Raw genomic sequence first — 16,563 nt, 5'->3', positions numbered from 1 at the left:
GTGCTCCAGCACGCCCAGCGCGTCCGGCACCAGCACGGCGACCGAGTAGTAGGCGCTGACCAGGTAGGAGACGATCGCCTTCTCGCTGATGCCCATGAACCGGGCGTTCAGGCTCGGCTGCACCTCGTCCGGGATGCCGGGCTGGTGCAGGCCGATCACGCCGTTGTCCTGCTCGCCCACCCGCATCGCGATGATCGAGCTGGTGTGGCGGTCGGAGATGGGGATCTTGTCCGACGGCAGGATCGGGATGCCCCGCCACGTCGTCACGCGCGTGCCGTCCACGTCGGTCGTGCCGGGGTAGAGGCCGCGCTTGTTGCACTCCCGGCCGAACGCCGCGATGGTGCGCGGGTGGGCCAGCATGAACGCGGTCTTGCGGCGGCGCGACACCAGTTCGTCCAGGTCGTCCGGGGTGGGCGGCCCGCCGCGGGTGTGGATGCGCTGCTTGAGGTCGACGTTGTGCAGCAGCCCGATGCGCCGGTTGTTGATCATCTCGTGCTCCTGCCGCTCGCGCAGGGCCTCGATGGTCAGCCGCAGCTGCTGCTCGGTCTGGTTCATCGGGTGGTTGTAGAGGTCGGAGACGCGGCTGTGCACGCGCAGCACGGTCTGGGCGACCTCCAGCTCGTACTCCCGGGGCGCCAGCTCGTAGTCCACGAACGTCGCCGGCAGGTCCGGTTCGCCGTCGTGGCCCGAGGCGATCTCGATGGCCGCCTCGCCGTGCTTGTTCTGCGGCTTGCCGCCGAGGCGCACGACCTCCGCGAGGTGCGCGCGCAGCGCGTCGCCGCGCCCGTTGAGCTGGAGCACCTGCCGCCGCGCGAGCACCAGGGCGATCACCGGGGTGACGGCCTTGACGGTGAAGTCCCACACCGCCTCGGCGCCCGCGAGCACCTCGTCGCCGAAGTGGTCGCCGCCGGCCATCGTGTCGAGCACGCTCTGGTCGCCGTACTCGCCGCGCCCGATCTTGTTGACCTTGCCGTGCGCGATGAGGAAGACCTCGTCGGCCGCCCGGCCCTCCTCGACGACGACGTCGCCGGGCTGGTACTCGCGCTGCTCGAACCGGTCGGCCAGCGCGGACAGCACCTCCTCGTCGTCGAAGTCGCGCAGCAGCGGCAGCTCGCGCAGCTCCTGCGGGATGACGCGGATGTCCGCGCCGGTGCTGGTGAACGTCACCCGCCCGTCGCCCAGCGAGTAGGTGAGGCGGCGGTTGACGCGGTAGGTGCCCGCCTGGGTGCTCACCCAGGGCAGCTTGCGCAGCAGCCAGCGGGGCGAGATGCCCTGCATCTGCGGCGTGGACTTGGTGGTGCTGGCCAGGTTGCGGGCGGCGGCGGTGCCCAGGCTCTGCCGCTGGTGCTCGGCCTCCTCGGGCACGAGGCCGGGGTCGATCACGGTCACGTCGGATGTCCGATCTCGTCAGGGGGAGGGAGGGGCGGTGCGGTTCAGTCCTCGCGGCCGATCTCGACGTGCTCCAGCACGCCCACGGCGTCCGGCACGAGGATCGCGGTCGAGTAGTAGGCGCTGACGAGGTAGGAGATGATCGCCTTCTCGCTGACGCCCATGAACCGCACGTTGAGGCCCGGCTGGTACTCGTCGGGCAGTCCGGTCTGGTGCAGGCCGATGACGCCCTGGTTCTCCTCGCCGGCGCGCAGCAGCATGATCGAGCTGGTGCGGGTCCTGGAGACCTCGATCTTGCTGCACGGCAGGATCGGCACACCGCGCCAGGCGGGCATGTGGTGGCCGTTGAGGTCGACGGTGGACGGGTAGATGCCGCGCTTGCTGCACTCGCGGCCGAACGCGGCGATGACCCGCGGGTGGGCCAGGAACGCGGTGGGCTCCTTCCACACGGTGCCGAGGAGCTCGTCCATGTCGTCGGGGGTGGGCGGGCCGCTGCGGGTGTGGATGCGCTGCTTGAGGTCGGCGCTGTGCAGCAGGCCGAAGTCGCGGTTGTTGACCATCTCGTACTCCTGGCGCTCGCGCAGCGCCTCGATGGTCAGCCGCAGCTGCTGCTCGACCTGGTCCATGGGGTGGTTGTAGAGGTCGGCGACGCGGCTGTGCACCCGCAGCACGGTCTGCGCGACGCTCAGCTCCAGCTCGCGCGGCGCCAGCTCGTAGTCGACGTAGGTGCCGGGCAGGTCGGGTTCGCCCTCGTGGCCCGAGGCGATGTCGATCTCGGCCTCGCCGTGGGCGTTCTGCCGGGCTCCCGCGCCGGCGGCGAAGGCGCGCTGGATGTGCGCGCGCAGCCCGCCCGCCTCGCCGTTGAGCCGCTCGAAGACGTCCCAGGGCAGGGTGAGCGCGATGACCGGCGTGACGGCCTTGACGGTGAAGCCCCACTCGCCCTGGGGTCCGGCGAGGACCTGGTCGCCGAAGTAGTCGCCGTCGGCGTGCACGCCCAGCACGGTCTGGTCGCCGTACTCGCCGCGGCCGATCCGGTTGACCTTGCCGTGGGCGATCAGGAACAGCGCGTCCTGCGGGCGGCCCTCCTCCACGAGCACGTCGCCCGGCTGGTACTCGTGCTGCTCGAAGCGGGCGGCGAGGGCGGTGAGCGCGGCCACGTCGTCGAACTTCCGCAGCAGCGGCAGCTCGGTGAGCTCCTGCGGGACGACCCGGACGTCCGCGCCGGTGTTGGTGAACGTCAGCCTGCCGTCGCCGATGGCGTAGCTGAGCCTGCGGTTGACCCGGAAGGCGCCGCCCTTCGCCTCCACCCAGGGCAGGAGCTTCAGCAACCACCGCGAGGTGATCCCCTGCATCTGGGGCACGGACTTGGTCGTCGTCGCGAGGTTCCGCGCTGCCGCCGTGCCAAGGCTCAGCCGGGGTCGCTCGAGGTCCGCGTCCGAATCGGTCACAGTCACCACGTACACCGCCAATCGGATTTCCTTCATTGGGCCGGACTGACGGTAGTGAGCGCGAATGCAGTAGGGGAAGCGGCTGATGTGGGGACCCCCCGGAGGGGTATCAGGGGGTGTTTCGCGCACGTTCGGTGCATGTATTCCGCACAGCAAGTAATAATGGGTGAATCTGTCCGACAAATGGGAACTGATTCGCCCTGACGTGGAATGTTTGACTCGTTTGTCGTAACGTTCTCCACCCTGTGGTGGAGTTGACAGACCTGCTGGTGGCCGTGTCAGTGGTCATTTCGCACTTGTGCGGTCTGAAGTCCAGTCTTGTGCGTGTACCCCGATGGGGCGATCAAGGGCATTTTTCTCGGTGAAGATCGTCTCAGTGTTTTTTCGCTGAAGTCGAGAAGCGCTCATACGACGAGCACCGCGACCCCGGGTTCCCGGGATCGCGGTGCTCGAATCGGTGGAACGGGCGCGGAACCGGGTCGGGTACCGGTCCCGCGCCCGGGACCGGTACCCCTCCGGGGGCGGATCAGGTGCTGTGCGGGCAGGTGTCCCGGTACTCCGAGATCTGCGTGCTGCGGCCCGGCGCCGGGCACAGGAACTGCTCGTAGCGGGTGTCGTTGTCGATGAACCGCTTGAGCCACGCGATGCTGTACTTCGCGATGGTGGTGTTGGAGGTGTTGGGCGCGAAGTGGCTCGCGCCGTTCAGCTCCAGGTACGCCTTGTCGAGCGTGGACGGCAGCGACGTGTAGAACGGCTCGGAGTGCGACCCCACCGGCGCCACCGTGTCGTTCTCGGCGCCGACGACCAGGGTGGGCACCCGGACGCCGCCCCAGGACTTGTCGGTGTGCCACCCGGTGAGCGGGATCGCGGCCTGCAGGGCCGGCCGCTGCTCGGCGGCGCGCAGGGTGCCGCCGCCGCCCATGGAGTGACCCATCAGGCCCAGCCGCGAGGCGTCGATGCGACCGCGCACCGAGCTGCGCTGCGTCAGGTAGTCCAGCGCCGCCAGCAGCTGCGACGCCCGGCTGTCGGGCTGGTCGAGCGTGGTGTTGGTGTCGATGGTGAACACCACGAAGCCCTGGGAGGCGATGCGCGGGCCGAGCCAGGAGATCGTCGACTGCGTGCCGGTGAAGCCGGGGGAGATGGCGATGGCGCCGAACGTCCCCTCGGCCGTGCTGGTCGGGTAGTAGATCGTGCCGCCGCCGAAGCCGGTCACCGCCAGGGACGACACGGAGGTCTCGGAGGTGGAGAACGGCCCGCGGAGGGCCTCGATGCTGGAGTTGCTGGGCGCCGGACCGCGGCGGTACTCGGTCTCGGCCGCCTCGGCCGAGGGGGCGACCAACGCCAGGGCCAGCGCGGGGATCAGCGCGGGGATCAGGGTGCGGAGTTGCACGTCGGTGTACACCTCGCTTGGCAGGGAAACTGCGGACAGCGATGACCCTGCGCCACTCGGTGACCACCCCGCATCGGTGCAACCACCGGTCCACCCGAAAACTAACACTGGTAGAAAATTTGTCCCGGACCCCTTCCGCCGACGCCGGGGGGACGGCGAGACTGGCCGCATGCTGCGCGGACGCCACCGGCAGCGCGTCGCCGTCGACGCGTTGCTCGACCGTGCCCGAGCCGGTCGGGGCGGGGTCCTCGTGCTGTGCGGCGGGCCCGGGTCGGGCAAGTCGGCGATGCTCGACGACGCCCGCCGGCGGGCGGCCGGGCGCGGACCCCGGGACCGCGAGGTCCTCCTGTGCGTGGACGACGCCCACCTCCTCGACGACACCGCGTGGCTCGACGAGCTGGTCGCGGGCCTCGCCGACGAACCGGTCGCCCTGCTCGTCGCGACCGGCGGCGACCCGCGCGGCCTGCCCTGGGTGCGGCTCGACCCGCTCGACCACGCCGACAGCCTGCGCGTGCTGCGCGACCTGCGCCCCGGCCTGCCGCCCGGCCTCGCCGACGAGGTCGCCGACCTGGCCCGCGGCAACCCGCTCGCGCTGGTCGAGCTGACCCGCGCGCTCACCTCCGAGCAGATCGGCGGCACCGCGCCCCCGCCCGACGGGCTGCCCGCGGACAGCTCGCTGCGCGCCCGGTTCACCGCCCGCTTCCGGGCCCTGCCCGCGCAGGCCCGGTTCGCCGCGGCGCTGCGCGTCGTGGACGACGAGGTCGACGACGACACCCTGGCCCGGATGCCCGACCTGGACCTGGACGCCGTCGAGGACGCCCGCGCCCTGCTCGACGACGACCCCCTGGCCCGCGTCGCGCTGCGCGACGCCCTGCCGCTGCCGCTGCGGTTCGCCGCGCACGCCGCCCTGGCCGCGGCGCTGCCGCCCGGCCCGCGCCGCACCTGGCACGAGGCCGCCCGCGCGCCCGGCAACCGCGACGCGTTCGCCGACCGGCTCGCCGGGGCCGCCGGCCGCGCCCGCCGCTGCGGCGACTACCCGGCCGCCGCCCGCGACCACGACCGCGCGGCGACCCTGGCGGCCGAACCCGACACCCGCGCCCGCCACCTCGTCGCCGCCGCCACCGACCACTGGGCGCACGGCGCGCCCCGCCGCGCCCGCGTCGCCCTGCGCACCGCCGCCCGGCTCACCGACAGCGACGAGCTGCGCGCCCGCGCCGAGCTGGTCAAGGGCGGCATCGACCTGGGCCACGGCCTGCCCGACCTCGCCGTGCGCCGCCTGCTGCACGCCGCGGGCCAACTGGTGCACACCCACCGCGAGCTGGCCATCACCGCGCTGGGCTTCGCCGGCGAGGCCGCCAGCATCGCGGGCGACCACGCCCGGTACGCCGAGACCGCCGCGTTCGCCGCCCGGCTGCGCCTCCCCGACGAACCCGACCGCACCCGCGTCACCCTCGACCACCTCGCCGGCATGGCCGCCACGTTCGCCGGCCGGCACACCGAGGCGCTGCCCGCGCTGCGCTCCGCGGTGGAGCTGGCCGAACGCGTGCCGCACCCGCAGGCCAAGATCTGGGGCGGCCAGGCCGCCTACGCCCTCGGCGACGCGACCCGCGCGCACGAGCTGGCCACCAGCGCGGTGACCGCCGCCCACGAGCAGGGCCTGACCTCCCTCGTGCCGTGGGCGCTGGTCTACCGGGCGCTGTCCGCGCTGCTGCTCGACCAGCACGCGGTGGCGCTGTCGGCGGCGTTCGAGGGCGTGCACGCGGCCACCGCGATCGGCCAGCACAACGCCGTGGTCGACCACCTCACGATCCTCGCCCTGCTCGCCGCCCTGCGCGGGGACACCGACACCGCCGTGCACCGCGTCGAGGCCGCCGCCGAGCAGATCGCCCAGCGCGGCCTCGGGCGCTCCGGCACGTTCGGCGCGTGGGCGTCGGCGTGCGTCGACCTCGCCCTGGACCGCCCGGCCGACGCCCTCGACCGGCTGCGCCTGATGACGGCCGGCTCCGGCGGCGTGCACGCGGGCATCAAGGTCATGGCCGCCCCGCACGTGGTGGAGGCCGCCGTCGGCTGCGGACGCCGCTCCACCGCGGACCGCGCGCTGCGCCGCTACGAGAAGTGGGTGGGCGCCACGAACAGCCCGGCGCGGCTGGCCCTGTCGCACCGCTGCCGCGCCATGCTGGCCGACGACCCCGGCGCCGAGGAGCACTTCCGCGAGGCCATCCGGCTGCACCGGGCCAGCGGCACCGCCATGGAGCTGGCCAAGACCGAGCTGTTCTACGGGCACCGGCTGCGCCGCGGCCGCAAGCCCCGGGCCGCGCGGGACGTGCTGCGCGACGCCGTGAAGATCTTCCAGCGCTACGAGGCCGACCGCTGGGTCGCCCGCGCCCGGGCCGAGCTGCGCGCCGCCGGCGAGGCCGTCACCGCCCCCGCCGACGCGCCGCCCACCGGCGACCGGGTCGCCTCGCTCACCCCGCAGCAGGCGCAGATCGCCCGCCTGGTCGCCGAGGGCGCGACCAACCGGGAGGTCGCCGCGCGCCTGTTCCTGAGCCACCGCACCGTCGAGCACCACCTGCGCAACATCTTCGCCAGGCTCGAGGTGCGGTCCAGGGTCGAGCTGACCAGGATGCTCGACTGACGAGGAGGGGTTGCGTGCGCGAGCACTACCGGCACTGGCAGCGGATACCGACCCGGTGGCACGACAACGACGTGTACGGCCACGTCAACAACGTCGTGCACTACGCGTGGATGGACACCGTCATCAACACGTGGCTGATCACCACCGGCGGGCTGGACATCCACCGCGGACCGGCGATCGGGCTGTGCGTGGAGTCCCGCTGCAACTACCGGGCCTCCATCGCCTTCCCCGAGGCGGTCGACGCGGGCCTGCGCATCGGCCACCTCGGCCGCTCCAGCGTGCGCTGGGAGGTCGGCTTCTACCCGGAGGGGCGTGACGACGTGGTCGCCGAAGGGCACTTCGTGCACGTGTTCACCGACCGGGACACGCGCAAACCGATCGACGTACCGGCCGGGCTGCGCACCGCGATGGAGGGGCTGGTGGTCGCGTGAGGACCAGGGGCGCGGTGCTGACCGCCGTGGGCGGACCGCTGGAGGTGCTCGACCTGGAGCTGGACCCGCCCGGCCCCGGCGAGGTGCTGGTCAAGGTCGGCGCCACCGGGCTGTGCCACTCCGACCTGTCGGTGATCGACGGCTCGCGGATCAGGCCGCTGCCGATGGTCCTCGGCCACGAGGCCGCGGGCGAGGTCGTGGAGACCGGGCCGGGCGCGTCCGACTTCGCCGTCGGCGACCGGGTGGTGCTGTCGTTCGTGCCCGCCTGCGGCTCGTGCCGCCGCTGCGCGTCCGGCCGGCAGGCGCTGTGCGAACCGGGCGCGGCGGCCAACCGCGAGGGCACCCTGCTCGGCGGCGCCCGGCGGCTGCGGCTGCCCGACGGCACCCGCCCGCACCACCACCTGGGCGTGTCCGGGTTCGCCGAGTACGCCGTGGTGTCGGAGAAGTCCGCGACCCGCGTGCCCGACGACCTCGCGCCCGAGGTGGCCGCCCTGTTCGGGTGCGCCGTGCTCACCGGCGCGGGCGCGGCGTTCTACAGCGCCGCGGTGCGACCGGGCGACCGGGTCGCGGTCTTCGGGCTCGGCGGGGTCGGCCTCGCCGCCCTGCTCGCCGCCCGCGCGGCCGGGGCGTCGCGGATCGTCGCGGTGGACGTGGTGGAGCACAAGCGGGCGCTGGCCCGCAAGCTCGGGGCCACGCACGACGTGGCGGGCGGCGCGGACGCGGTGGCCGCGGTGCGCGACCTCACCGGTGGCGGCGCCGACAAGGTCATCGACACCACCGGCGTGGCGGCCGTGCTGGAGCAGGCCTACCTGGCCACCGCCCCGGGCGGCACCACGGTCACCGTCGGCCTGCCGCACCCCGACCGGACCGTGACGCTGCCCGCGCTGAGCCTGGTCGCCGAGGAGCGCACCCTCAAGGGCAGCTACCTCGGGTCGTGCGTGCCCCGGCGGGACGTGCCCCGGTTCGTCGAGCTGCACCGCACCGGGCAGCTGCCCGTGCACGAGCTGCTGTCGGGGACCCTCGCGCTGGACGACGTGAACGCCGGGTTCGCCCGTTTGGCGTCGGGGGATGCCGTCCGGCAGGTCGTCGTCCCGTGACCGGCCGGCCGGTACGGTTACCCGGATCGGGTGACGGCTAGGCAGGGGAGTGGTCCGCGGTGCGCAGACGGTCGATGCTCGCGGGTGTGGCGTCAGCGGTGGGCGGGGTGCTCGCGGGCGGGGGCTCGGCGAAAGCCTCCGGCCGCCTCGGCCTGCGCGACCACCGCCTGGTGAACCTCGCCCACGTCAACGACCCCGAGCGGACCAGCGTCTACCCCGGCGACCCGGAGTTCACCCTGTCCACGGTCACCACCGTGCCGGAGGACGGCTACTACCTCCAGTACGTGCGGCAGGGCGAGCACACCGGCACCCACTGGGGCGCGCCCGCGCACTTCAACGCCGACCAGCCGCACGCCGACGAGCTGGACACCGAGGACCTGTTCCTGCCCGCCGTGAAGGTCGACGTGCGGGAACGGGCCCGGCTCGACGCCGACTATGAGGTGAGCGTCGCCGACCTCCAGCGCTGGGAGAAGCACCACGGCCGCATCCCCCGCGAGGCGGCCGTGGTGCTGTGGACCGGCTGGGAGGACCGCTGGGGCACCGACGCGTTCTACAACCTCGACGCCGAGGGGCGGATGCACCAGCCGGGCTTCTCGCTGGCCGCCGTGGAGTGGCTGGTGGGGACCGGGCGGCTGGGCCGCCGCGGCGCGCTGGGCACCGACACGTTCAGCCCCGAGCCCGCGACCGACACCGACTACCGGGTGTCCAAGCTGCTCTACCGGGAGCACCGGATCAGCCTGGAGGTGCTGGCGAACCTCGCCGAGCTGCCCGAGCAGGGCGCGCACGTGCTGGCCGGCGGCGTGGTCAACCGGCGCGGCTCCGGTTCGCCGGCGAGCGTGTACGCGTTCGTGCCGAAGCGGTGAGCCGGGCCTGTTAGCTTCCGGTGGGTGCCCACCCACGAGGAGATCACCCGCCACCACGACCCCGACCCCGACGAGGACCCCTGGGTGCTGGGACCGCCCCCGCCCGAGGAGGTCCGCATCGTCCCCTACGACCCGGGCTGGCCCCGGTGCTATGAACGCCTCGTCGCCGACGTGCGCGCCGCGCTCGGCGACGCGGTCCTCGACGTCGAGCACGTCGGCTCGACGTCCGTGCCCGGCCTGGCCGCCAAGGACGTCGTCGACATCTCCCTCACCGTCGCCGACCCCCGCGACGAGCACGCGTACGTGCCCGCGCTGGAGCGCCTCGGCTACGTCCTCGTCATCCGCGAGCCGTCGTTCCACGAGCACCGCGCGCTGCGGCTGGCCGAACCCCGCGCCAACCTGCACGTGTACGGCCCGGACTGCCCGGAGGCGATCCGCGTGCGCATGTTCCGCGACTGGCTGCGCGCGCACCCCGAGGACCGCGAACGCTACGAGGCGGCCAAGCGCGCGGCCGTGCCCGGCGGCGGCCACGTGATGGACTACAACGCCCGCAAGCAGGACGTCATCCGCGAGATCTACGACCGCCTGTTCCGCGCCGCCGGGATGCTGTAGCCCCTCGGTCATGACGGTGCACGGTCAGGGCGGTGCGCGGTCAGGGCGGTGCGCGGAACAGGCCGTCGAGCAGCACGGGGATCGCGCGCCGGGCCGTGCCCGGGTCCGGCGCCGCGTCGACCGCGGCCTGGAGCATCGTGAACACGAGCGGCAGGTCGTCCAGCACGACGTCGCCCTTGAGGTGCCCCGCCGCCTGCGACCGGGCGAACGGGACCCGCAGCGCGTCGAGCAGGGCCCGGACCTGGCCGAGCTGGTCGGTCCGCGGCAGCCGGCGCAGCTCGTCCACCAGCGGGCGCACCGACACCTGGTGGACCAGCACCCCGCGCAGCAGCGACCGGAACGCCGCCGGGTCGTCCGCGCCCCGCCCCGCGGTCCGGCGCAGCACCGCCACCTGCTCCCGCGTCACCGCCAGCAGCAGCGCCCGGCGGTCGGAGAAGTGCCGGTACACCGTCGCCTGGCCCAACCCGGTCGCGTCGGCGAGCCGCCGCACCGACGGCACCGGCCTGCCCAGCGCCACCTCGTCCCAGGCCGCGCGCAGGATGGCCGCCCGGTTGCGGCGGGCGTCGCTGCGGTGCGGCGCTTGACGGAGGGGCACGTCGGCCATCCCGGCGGGCGAGCGGTGGATGTTACCCGGAAGTAATGAGAATAGCACCGTCTGTGATACCTCGGTTCGCCTTCGTAACGTCGGTGATCACGCGCCTTCACGCCTGGCGTCATCGAGGAAGGACTGGACGTGCGCAAACGTCTTCTCAGGGTCGTGTGTGCGGTGCTGCCCGCCGCCCTGGCGGTCGTGCTCACCACCTCCACCGCCTCCGCCGCGGCCCCCGTCGACTACGTCGCCCTCGGCGATTCCTACTCCTCCGGCACCGGTGCCCCGCCCTACACCGGCGGCACCTGCTTCCGCAGCCCCCGCGGCTACGCCCAGCTGTGGGCCGACACCCACGAGGTCTCGTCGTTCCGGTACGCCGCCTGCGGGGGTGCCACCACCGACAGCATGACCGACCAGTTCGCCTCCCTCGACGCCGGCACCGACCTGGTGTCCATCACCATCGGCGGCAACGACATCGGCTTCGCCTCCACCATGCTCACCTGCGTCACCGGCAGCGACAGCGCCTGCGTCAACGCCGTCGACGCCGGCATCTCCCAGGGCCGCACCGCGCTGCCCGCCAAGCTCGACCGCACCTACGCCACCATCCGCGCCCGCGCCCCCGGCGCCACCGTCGTCGTCCTCGGCTACCCGCGCCTCGTCGAACCCGCCGGCACCTGCCTGAGCACCACCAAGCGCACCGCCCTCAACAACGGCGCCGACGTCCTGCACGAGGTCATCTCCGCCCGCGCCACCGCCGCCGGCCTCCGCTACGTCGACGCCCGCGCGCGGTTCGCGGGCCACGGCGCCTGCGGCCGGTCGCCGTGGGTCAACTCGTTCTCCCTGCTGCGCCTCGTGGAGTCCTTCCACCCCAACGCCACCGGCTACGCCCAGGGCTACCTGCCGCTGCTCAACTCCGTGACCGGCTGACCCGCTGACCCGCTGACCTGCTGACCCGCTGACCGCCCGTCGTCCCGCGCCCGGCCGCCCTCCCCGGCGGTCGGGCGCTCCGCGGCGCTCCCCGGCGGTCGGGCGCGCTCACGGGTGGATGACCAGCCCGTGACCACCCTCGCGCTTCGCCTCGTACATCGCCTTGTCCGCGCACCGCAGCACCGACTGCGCCGTCGCCTCCGGGTCCTGCTCGGCGCAGATCACCACCCCCACCGACGCGCTGATCTCCCCGCCCAGCGCGTCCAGCACGCGGAACGCCACCTGCTCCGGCTCCTCCACGCCCTCCACCAGCACCCCGAACTCGTCACCACCCAACCGGGCGACCACGTCCGTGTCCCGCACGCACGACCGCAACCGCCGCGCCACCCGCTCCAGCAGCGCGTCGCCGTGCGCGTGACCCGACACGTCGTTGACCGACTTGAAGTCGTCCAGGTCCACGAACAACAACCCGAACGGCGAGCCCTCGCGCTGGTGCGCCGCCATCGCCTCGTCCAACCTGCGCTCGAACAGCGCCCGGTTCGCCAACCCCGTCAACGGGTCGTGGTGCGCCTGGTGCGACAGCGTGTGCTCCGACTCCCGCAGCAGCAGCACCAGCTCCGTGTTGTCCACCAGCGTCACCAGCTGCCGCAGGATCACCGCCACGAACACCGTGAACCCGCACGCGATCTCCACCGCGTCCAACGTCCCCAGCTCACCCCGCACCGTGCTGCGCAGCACCAGCACCGTGCACACCAGCAGCGGCACGTACGGCATCAGCAGGTACGCCCACTGCCACGACCGCCGCGTCCGGACCGGCCCGCCCACCGCCGCCGGCACCGGCGCCAGCGCGGCCAGGCCGATCAGCACCGGCCCCACCACGAACCCCGCGTTCGCCAGCGGCGGCACCTCCGGCGCCCGCACGCTCACCAGGTACGCGAACGCCAGGTCCGACACCGCCAGCCCGGTCAACCCCAGGCCCAGCAGTCGCAGCTGCGGGCGCAGCACCACCTTCCGGTCCGCGCTCAGCACCACCACGATCACCAGCAGCACCAGGTCCGTGATCGGGTAGGCGATCGCCACCAGGAACGCGGGCGCCGTCGGGTTGCCCGCCTCCACCAGCCTGCCCAGCGCGATCGCCCAGGCCAGCACGAACAGCGACCCCACCACGATCAGCCCGTCGAGCAGCAGCACCAGCCGCGCCGACCGCGAGCGCCGGTCCAGCAGCGCGTCCGGCGTCCCCGAACGGCGGAAACCGCCGATCACCAGCAGCGCGGCGAACGCGCACGGCACGATCCCCAGGTACCCGGCGTCCGCCACCGACGGCGACGGCACGGCCCGCTGCTCCACGAGCTGGAACCACGTCCACAGCGCCATGCCCACCGACCAGGAGAACGCGCCCAACCCCGTCGCGACCCGCCAGCTCCGGTCCGGACCGGACGTGCGCCGAGCCGTCCACCAGCAGCAACCGGTCGCGAACAGGCCCGCCGCGAGCTGGGACAGGTCGTCCAGCGCCACCTCGGCGTCCCCGCGCACGAGGTCCACGCTCGCAGCGGCGGACGCGACGGCGGCGAGCACCAGGACCACGGCCGCCGTGACGCCGAACCGCCTCGTCGCCAGCACGCGCCCCAGTGTGCCGCATTCCCGCTCCGCCGGCCCGGCCGTCCTGGAAGGATCGGCGTGTGGCAGAGCAGCAGGTCCCCGTGGCCGAGGACGTGGTGACGGAGCAGGACTACGAGCGCTTCGCGCGGCACCGGATCGCCGAGTCCGGCGGTGACGCCGACGCGTTCGGCCTCTCCTACAACGTGCTCCACCTGGCGTACATGATGATCACCGACTACGAGGCCCTCGTGCACCGCGAGCAGGGCTGGACCATGCCGGGCTTCCGGCTGATGTTCAAGCTCTGGATACTCGGCCCCACCCAGCCCGCCCGGCTGGCCGAGCTGTCCGGGACCACCCGGTCGGCCATGTCGAACCTGATCAACACGCTGGAGCGGGCCGGCCTGGTCGAGCGGACCAGGGACGGCCAGGACCGGCGCGTGGTGTTCGTGGCCCTGACCGACCAGGGGCGGGACGCGGTGTCGTCCACGTTCCCGGTGCAGAACGCCCGCGAGGCCCGCTGGTTCGAGGCGCTGGACCCGGCGGAGTGCGCGCAGATGGTGGAGCTGATCCGCCGCGTGGTGGCCTCCAGGCCGGGCTGACCGCCCTTCCCGCCGCCCTCTCCCCGCCCCGCCCCGCCTCGCGCCGCGCCCGTCGACGCGGGGCGGGGCCGCGCGCCCCATTTCCACCCGGCCGTCCTCCGAAGTGGAATTAGTGGTATTTTCAATTGATTCGTGCATGACGGTGCGCTGCCCGGCTCAGCCGACACGGGCATTCGTCGCCCCCGTCCGTTGAATTGCGAAAAATTGCGCACCGATGCCGAGGTCCGGTGTACTCGAACGGTGGAACAGCGCCGCGTCACCTCTGCGCTACATTCCTGTAACCGCCACCGCCGCAATGTTCGCCGTCACCACACCCCCGTCATCACCGCTTCCCGCCGCGTGCACGACCTCGCGGCAGAAAGGCCCCCCATGTTGACCGCAATGGCCGCGGTGGCGCTCGCGCTGTCCGCACTCACGCCGGCCGGAGAAATGGACACGTCGAGTCCGCCCCCCGATTACGTCGGGATCGAGGTGGTGACCGTCAACGGCTCCGGGTGCCCACCCGGCACCGCCGCGGTCGCCGCCTCCGCCGACCGCACCGCCTTCACCGTCACCTACAGCCAGTTCCTGGCCGAGGCCGGCGGCGGCTCGCAGCCCACCGACTTCCGCAAGAACTGCCAGCTCGTGCTGGAGGTCACCTACCCGCAGGGCTTCACGTTCGGCGTCGCCCAGGCCGACTACCGCGGGTTCGCGCACCTCAAGCACGGTGCCAGCGGCCTGGAGCAGGGCAACTACTACTTCACCGGCACCTCGCCCACCTCGCGCCGGAGCCACGCGTTCGCCGGGCCGTACAGCGACAACTGGCAGGCCACCGACACCACCGAGTGGGATGCCATCGTCTACGCCCCGTGCGGCGAGCGGCGACTGTTCAACGTGAACACCGAACTGCGCGTGCAAGCCGGTTCTTCGAGCGGTGTCAGTTTCATGGTGATGGATTCCACCGACAGCAGCGTCAGCACCGAGTACCACTTCTCCTGGAAGCGCTGCTGAGCCGTTCACCCTGAACGCCGCACCGCTTCGCGTCAGTTGACACCGCCGTTGTTCACACGTACCGGACCCGCTTCGGAAGGTGCCTCATGTTCAACTTCGCGGCAGCGGCCGCACTGGCGATGTCGGTGATCATATTCCCACCGGGCGGGGCGCCCAACACCACGCCGCCGCCCGAGTACATCACCATCGACGTGGTGACCGTGAACGGCTCCGGGTGCCCGCCCGGCAGCGCCGCGGTGGCCGTGTCCCCGGACAACAAGGCGTTCACGGTCACCTACAGCGAGTTCCTGGCGCAGGTGGGCGTCGGCGCCCTGCCCACCGATTTCCGGAAGAACTGCCAGCTCAACCTGAGGGTCAACGTCCCGCAGGGCTTCACCTACGGCATCGCCCAGGCCGACTACCGCGGGTTCGCCCACCTCGAACGCGGCGCCACCGGCCTGGAGCGGGCGAACTACTACTTCCAGGGCATGTCGCCGACGGCGTACAAGAGCCACCCGTACAGCGGCCCGCTCAGCGACGACTGGCAGGCGACGGACACCACCGAGATCGCCGCCATCGTCTACCACCCGTGCGGCGAGCAGCGGAACTTCAACATCAACACCGAGCTGCGGGTGGGCGCCGGTACCTCCGACCCGGCGACCACGACGAGCTTCATGTCGATGGACTCGACCGACGGCAGCTTCAACACCACCTACCACTTCGCGTGGAAGCCTTGCCCGTAACGAGGGCCGCAGTGGGACGCCCCGACCGCGCGACCGCGCGCGGTCGGGGTGGAAGCACGTACGCGGTACCGCCGCAGTAGCCCCAAGTCCGCCTGTCCCGCCGTTCCCGGATGGAACGCTGCACGCCGTCCGGAACGGCTCAGGCGGTCGGCTCGTTGGCGATCCCGAACGGCACGTGCACGCATGGGACCATGGACGCGGACTCCAGGTGGCTTTGCTGGTCGTCGAAGAAGATGTGCGGGCGCAGAACTGCCAAAACCTTGCGCTTCTCGATGCCGCCGAGGAAGAACGCGTCGTTGACGAGGAGCCCCCACTCCTTGATGCTCCGCAGGGCCCGTTCGTGCGAGGGGGCGTTGCGCGCGGTGACGATCGACACCCGCAGGCGCGTCCGATACTCGCGGTCCGAGGCCCTCACCTCTTCTTCACGGGCGCGGATCCGGTTGATCGCCTGGGAGAAGGCTTGAAGGGGGCCGGGGTTGTGGGCGGTTGCGACGTTGAGCCGTTCGTGCTCGTGGAAACTCTGGAGGTCGCCGTTCTTCATCACCCGCTCCGATTCGTCGTCGGCCAGGACGGAGTCGAAGTCGAACGCGATCCGAAGTTCTGAACCCTCGTCGTCGACGAAGGTCGACTTGAGGACGCGCCCGGCGGGAAGACCTGCGGAGTTCGCGGAGTGCACGTCTTCCTCATTTGCGGAGAGGAACAACGACATGTTGAGGGCTTCCACGAACTGGTGAGGTGATCTGCCCTGCTGGAAGATCGCCCTGGTGATCGGCAAGCCGTGGTGCTGGATCGAGCGCATCACCCGTAGTCCGGTGTCCGGGCTGTTCTTGGACAGCACGATCACCTCCACGAGGGGGTCTTCGTCGGCTGCGAGGTCGTTGAGCATCAGCAAGCGCTTGACGAAGGGGAACGCGACGCCCGGCTTGAGCGGCTTGTCCGCCCGCTGCTCCTGGTAATCGCGGTAGGCCGCGACCCCCTTCTTGCGGAAGACCCTGTCGGATTTCTTCAGGTCGAACAGTGCGCTGGACGCGATACCGATGACCAGGCGGTCGTTCAAGTCGTAGGTCATGGTCCACTCCACGGGTTCGTCGTTCGGGAAGCGGACACTACGTTCGGAAGAGTGATATGGACAGTCACCTGATCGGGTGAACCGCGCAACCTGGGACAACGTGGATCGCATTACTCATGTTGCCGAGAGAATTCGGAAACCAGCGGTACCGGGCCGAGCTGAACGAGGATCCGCTACGACCTCGGACCGGGCGCCGCAGCGCG

Annotated in this window: 15 protein-coding genes; 9 read left to right on the top strand and 6 right to left on the bottom strand. The window is 72.2% G+C overall.

Annotated features, from left to right (window positions below; translation table 11 throughout):
* From ACR807_RS36125 to bdeA, 3 genes are all read right to left on the bottom strand, one after another.
* Window positions 1-1,389 (bottom strand): family 2B encapsulin nanocompartment shell protein (locus ACR807_RS36125; RefSeq protein WP_438926002.1); only part of this gene is annotated, 1,389 nt, incomplete at its 3' end.
* A gap of 44 nt (window positions 1,390-1,433) precedes the next feature.
* Window positions 1,434-2,873 (bottom strand): family 2B encapsulin nanocompartment shell protein, encoded by a 1,440-nt coding sequence (locus ACR807_RS36120; RefSeq protein WP_438926001.1) that lies wholly within the window; start codon window positions 2,871-2,873, stop codon window positions 1,434-1,436.
* A 490-nt stretch (window positions 2,874-3,363) separates the two neighbouring features.
* Window positions 3,364-4,227: a bis(hydroxyethyl) terephthalate hydrolase gene (bdeA, locus tag ACR807_RS36115; RefSeq protein WP_438926000.1), complete on the bottom strand. Its 864-nt coding sequence runs from the start codon at window positions 4,225-4,227 to the stop codon at window positions 3,364-3,366.
* A 169-nt stretch (window positions 4,228-4,396) separates the two neighbouring features.
* Between bdeA and ACR807_RS36110 the strand changes: the two genes are divergently transcribed.
* The 5 genes from ACR807_RS36110 to ACR807_RS36090 all read left to right on the top strand — a co-directional run bounded on the left by ACR807_RS36110 (window position 4,397) and on the right by ACR807_RS36090 (window position 9,865).
* The gene (locus ACR807_RS36110; RefSeq protein WP_438925999.1) at window positions 4,397-6,862 is read left to right on the top strand and encodes a LuxR C-terminal-related transcriptional regulator; all 2,466 of its coding nucleotides are present in this window, start codon (window positions 4,397-4,399) and stop codon (window positions 6,860-6,862) included.
* 14 nt (window positions 6,863-6,876) lie between these two features.
* The gene (locus ACR807_RS36105; RefSeq protein WP_438925998.1) at window positions 6,877-7,293 is read left to right on the top strand and encodes an acyl-CoA thioesterase; all 417 of its coding nucleotides are present in this window, start codon (window positions 6,877-6,879) and stop codon (window positions 7,291-7,293) included.
* On the top strand, window positions 7,290-8,390 hold the full coding sequence (locus ACR807_RS36100; RefSeq protein ID WP_438925997.1) for a zinc-binding dehydrogenase: 1,101 nt from the start codon (window positions 7,290-7,292) through the stop codon (window positions 8,388-8,390). The genes ACR807_RS36105 and ACR807_RS36100 overlap by 4 nt, the downstream gene beginning before the upstream one ends.
* Window positions 8,391-8,476: 86 nt before the next feature.
* Window positions 8,477-9,253 (top strand): cyclase family protein, encoded by a 777-nt coding sequence (locus ACR807_RS36095; protein ID WP_438925996.1) that lies wholly within the window; start codon window positions 8,477-8,479, stop codon window positions 9,251-9,253.
* 24 nt (window positions 9,254-9,277) lie between these two features.
* Window positions 9,278-9,865, top strand: coding sequence for a GrpB family protein (locus ACR807_RS36090; protein WP_438925995.1), 588 nt, complete (start codon window positions 9,278-9,280; stop codon window positions 9,863-9,865).
* A 40-nt stretch (window positions 9,866-9,905) separates the two neighbouring features.
* On the opposite strand, the gene ACR807_RS36085 is transcribed toward ACR807_RS36090, so the two are convergent.
* A complete protein-coding gene (locus tag ACR807_RS36085; RefSeq protein ID WP_438925994.1) occupies window positions 9,906-10,460 on the bottom strand; it encodes a TetR/AcrR family transcriptional regulator in 555 nt (184 codons plus the stop codon).
* Window positions 10,461-10,598: 138 nt separating this feature from the next.
* Between ACR807_RS36085 and ACR807_RS36080 the strand changes: the two genes are divergently transcribed.
* Window positions 10,599-11,381 carry an SGNH/GDSL hydrolase family protein gene (locus tag ACR807_RS36080; protein ID WP_438925993.1) on the top strand — a complete coding sequence of 261 codons (783 nt, stop codon included), beginning with the start codon at window positions 10,599-10,601 and terminating at the stop codon, window positions 11,379-11,381.
* Window positions 11,382-11,489: 108 nt separating this feature from the next.
* Here ACR807_RS36080 and ACR807_RS36075 read toward each other — a convergent pair whose 3' ends face one another.
* Complete coding sequence (locus ACR807_RS36075; RefSeq protein ID WP_438925992.1) at window positions 11,490-13,001, bottom strand: diguanylate cyclase domain-containing protein; 1,512 nt, start codon at window positions 12,999-13,001, stop codon at window positions 11,490-11,492.
* Window positions 13,002-13,060: 59 nt separating this feature from the next.
* Between ACR807_RS36075 and ACR807_RS36070 the strand changes: the two genes are divergently transcribed.
* From ACR807_RS36070 to ACR807_RS36060, 3 genes are all read left to right on the top strand, one after another.
* Window positions 13,061-13,579 (top strand): MarR family winged helix-turn-helix transcriptional regulator, encoded by a 519-nt coding sequence (locus tag ACR807_RS36070; RefSeq protein ID WP_438925991.1) that lies wholly within the window; start codon window positions 13,061-13,063, stop codon window positions 13,577-13,579.
* Window positions 13,580-13,948: 369 nt separating this feature from the next.
* Window positions 13,949-14,569 carry a DUF4360 domain-containing protein gene (locus ACR807_RS36065; RefSeq protein ID WP_438926003.1) on the top strand — a complete coding sequence of 207 codons (621 nt, stop codon included), beginning with the start codon at window positions 13,949-13,951 and terminating at the stop codon, window positions 14,567-14,569.
* An 86-nt stretch (window positions 14,570-14,655) separates the two neighbouring features.
* Window positions 14,656-15,291, top strand: a complete 636-nt coding sequence (locus ACR807_RS36060; RefSeq protein WP_438925990.1) for a DUF4360 domain-containing protein — start codon at window positions 14,656-14,658, stop codon at window positions 15,289-15,291.
* A gap of 139 nt (window positions 15,292-15,430) precedes the next feature.
* Here ACR807_RS36060 and ACR807_RS36055 read toward each other — a convergent pair whose 3' ends face one another.
* On the bottom strand, window positions 15,431-16,360 hold the full coding sequence (locus tag ACR807_RS36055; RefSeq protein WP_438925989.1) for a 5'-nucleotidase: 930 nt from the start codon (window positions 16,358-16,360) through the stop codon (window positions 15,431-15,433).
* Window positions 16,361-16,563 lie beyond the last annotated feature (203 nt).

Source organism: Saccharothrix sabaoui (genome assembly GCF_051756985.1).
GTDB lineage: Bacteria > Actinomycetota > Actinomycetes > Mycobacteriales > Pseudonocardiaceae > Actinosynnema.
The sequence above is the reverse complement of the archived record's forward strand: the minus strand, read 5'-3'. Positions and strand labels throughout refer to the sequence as shown.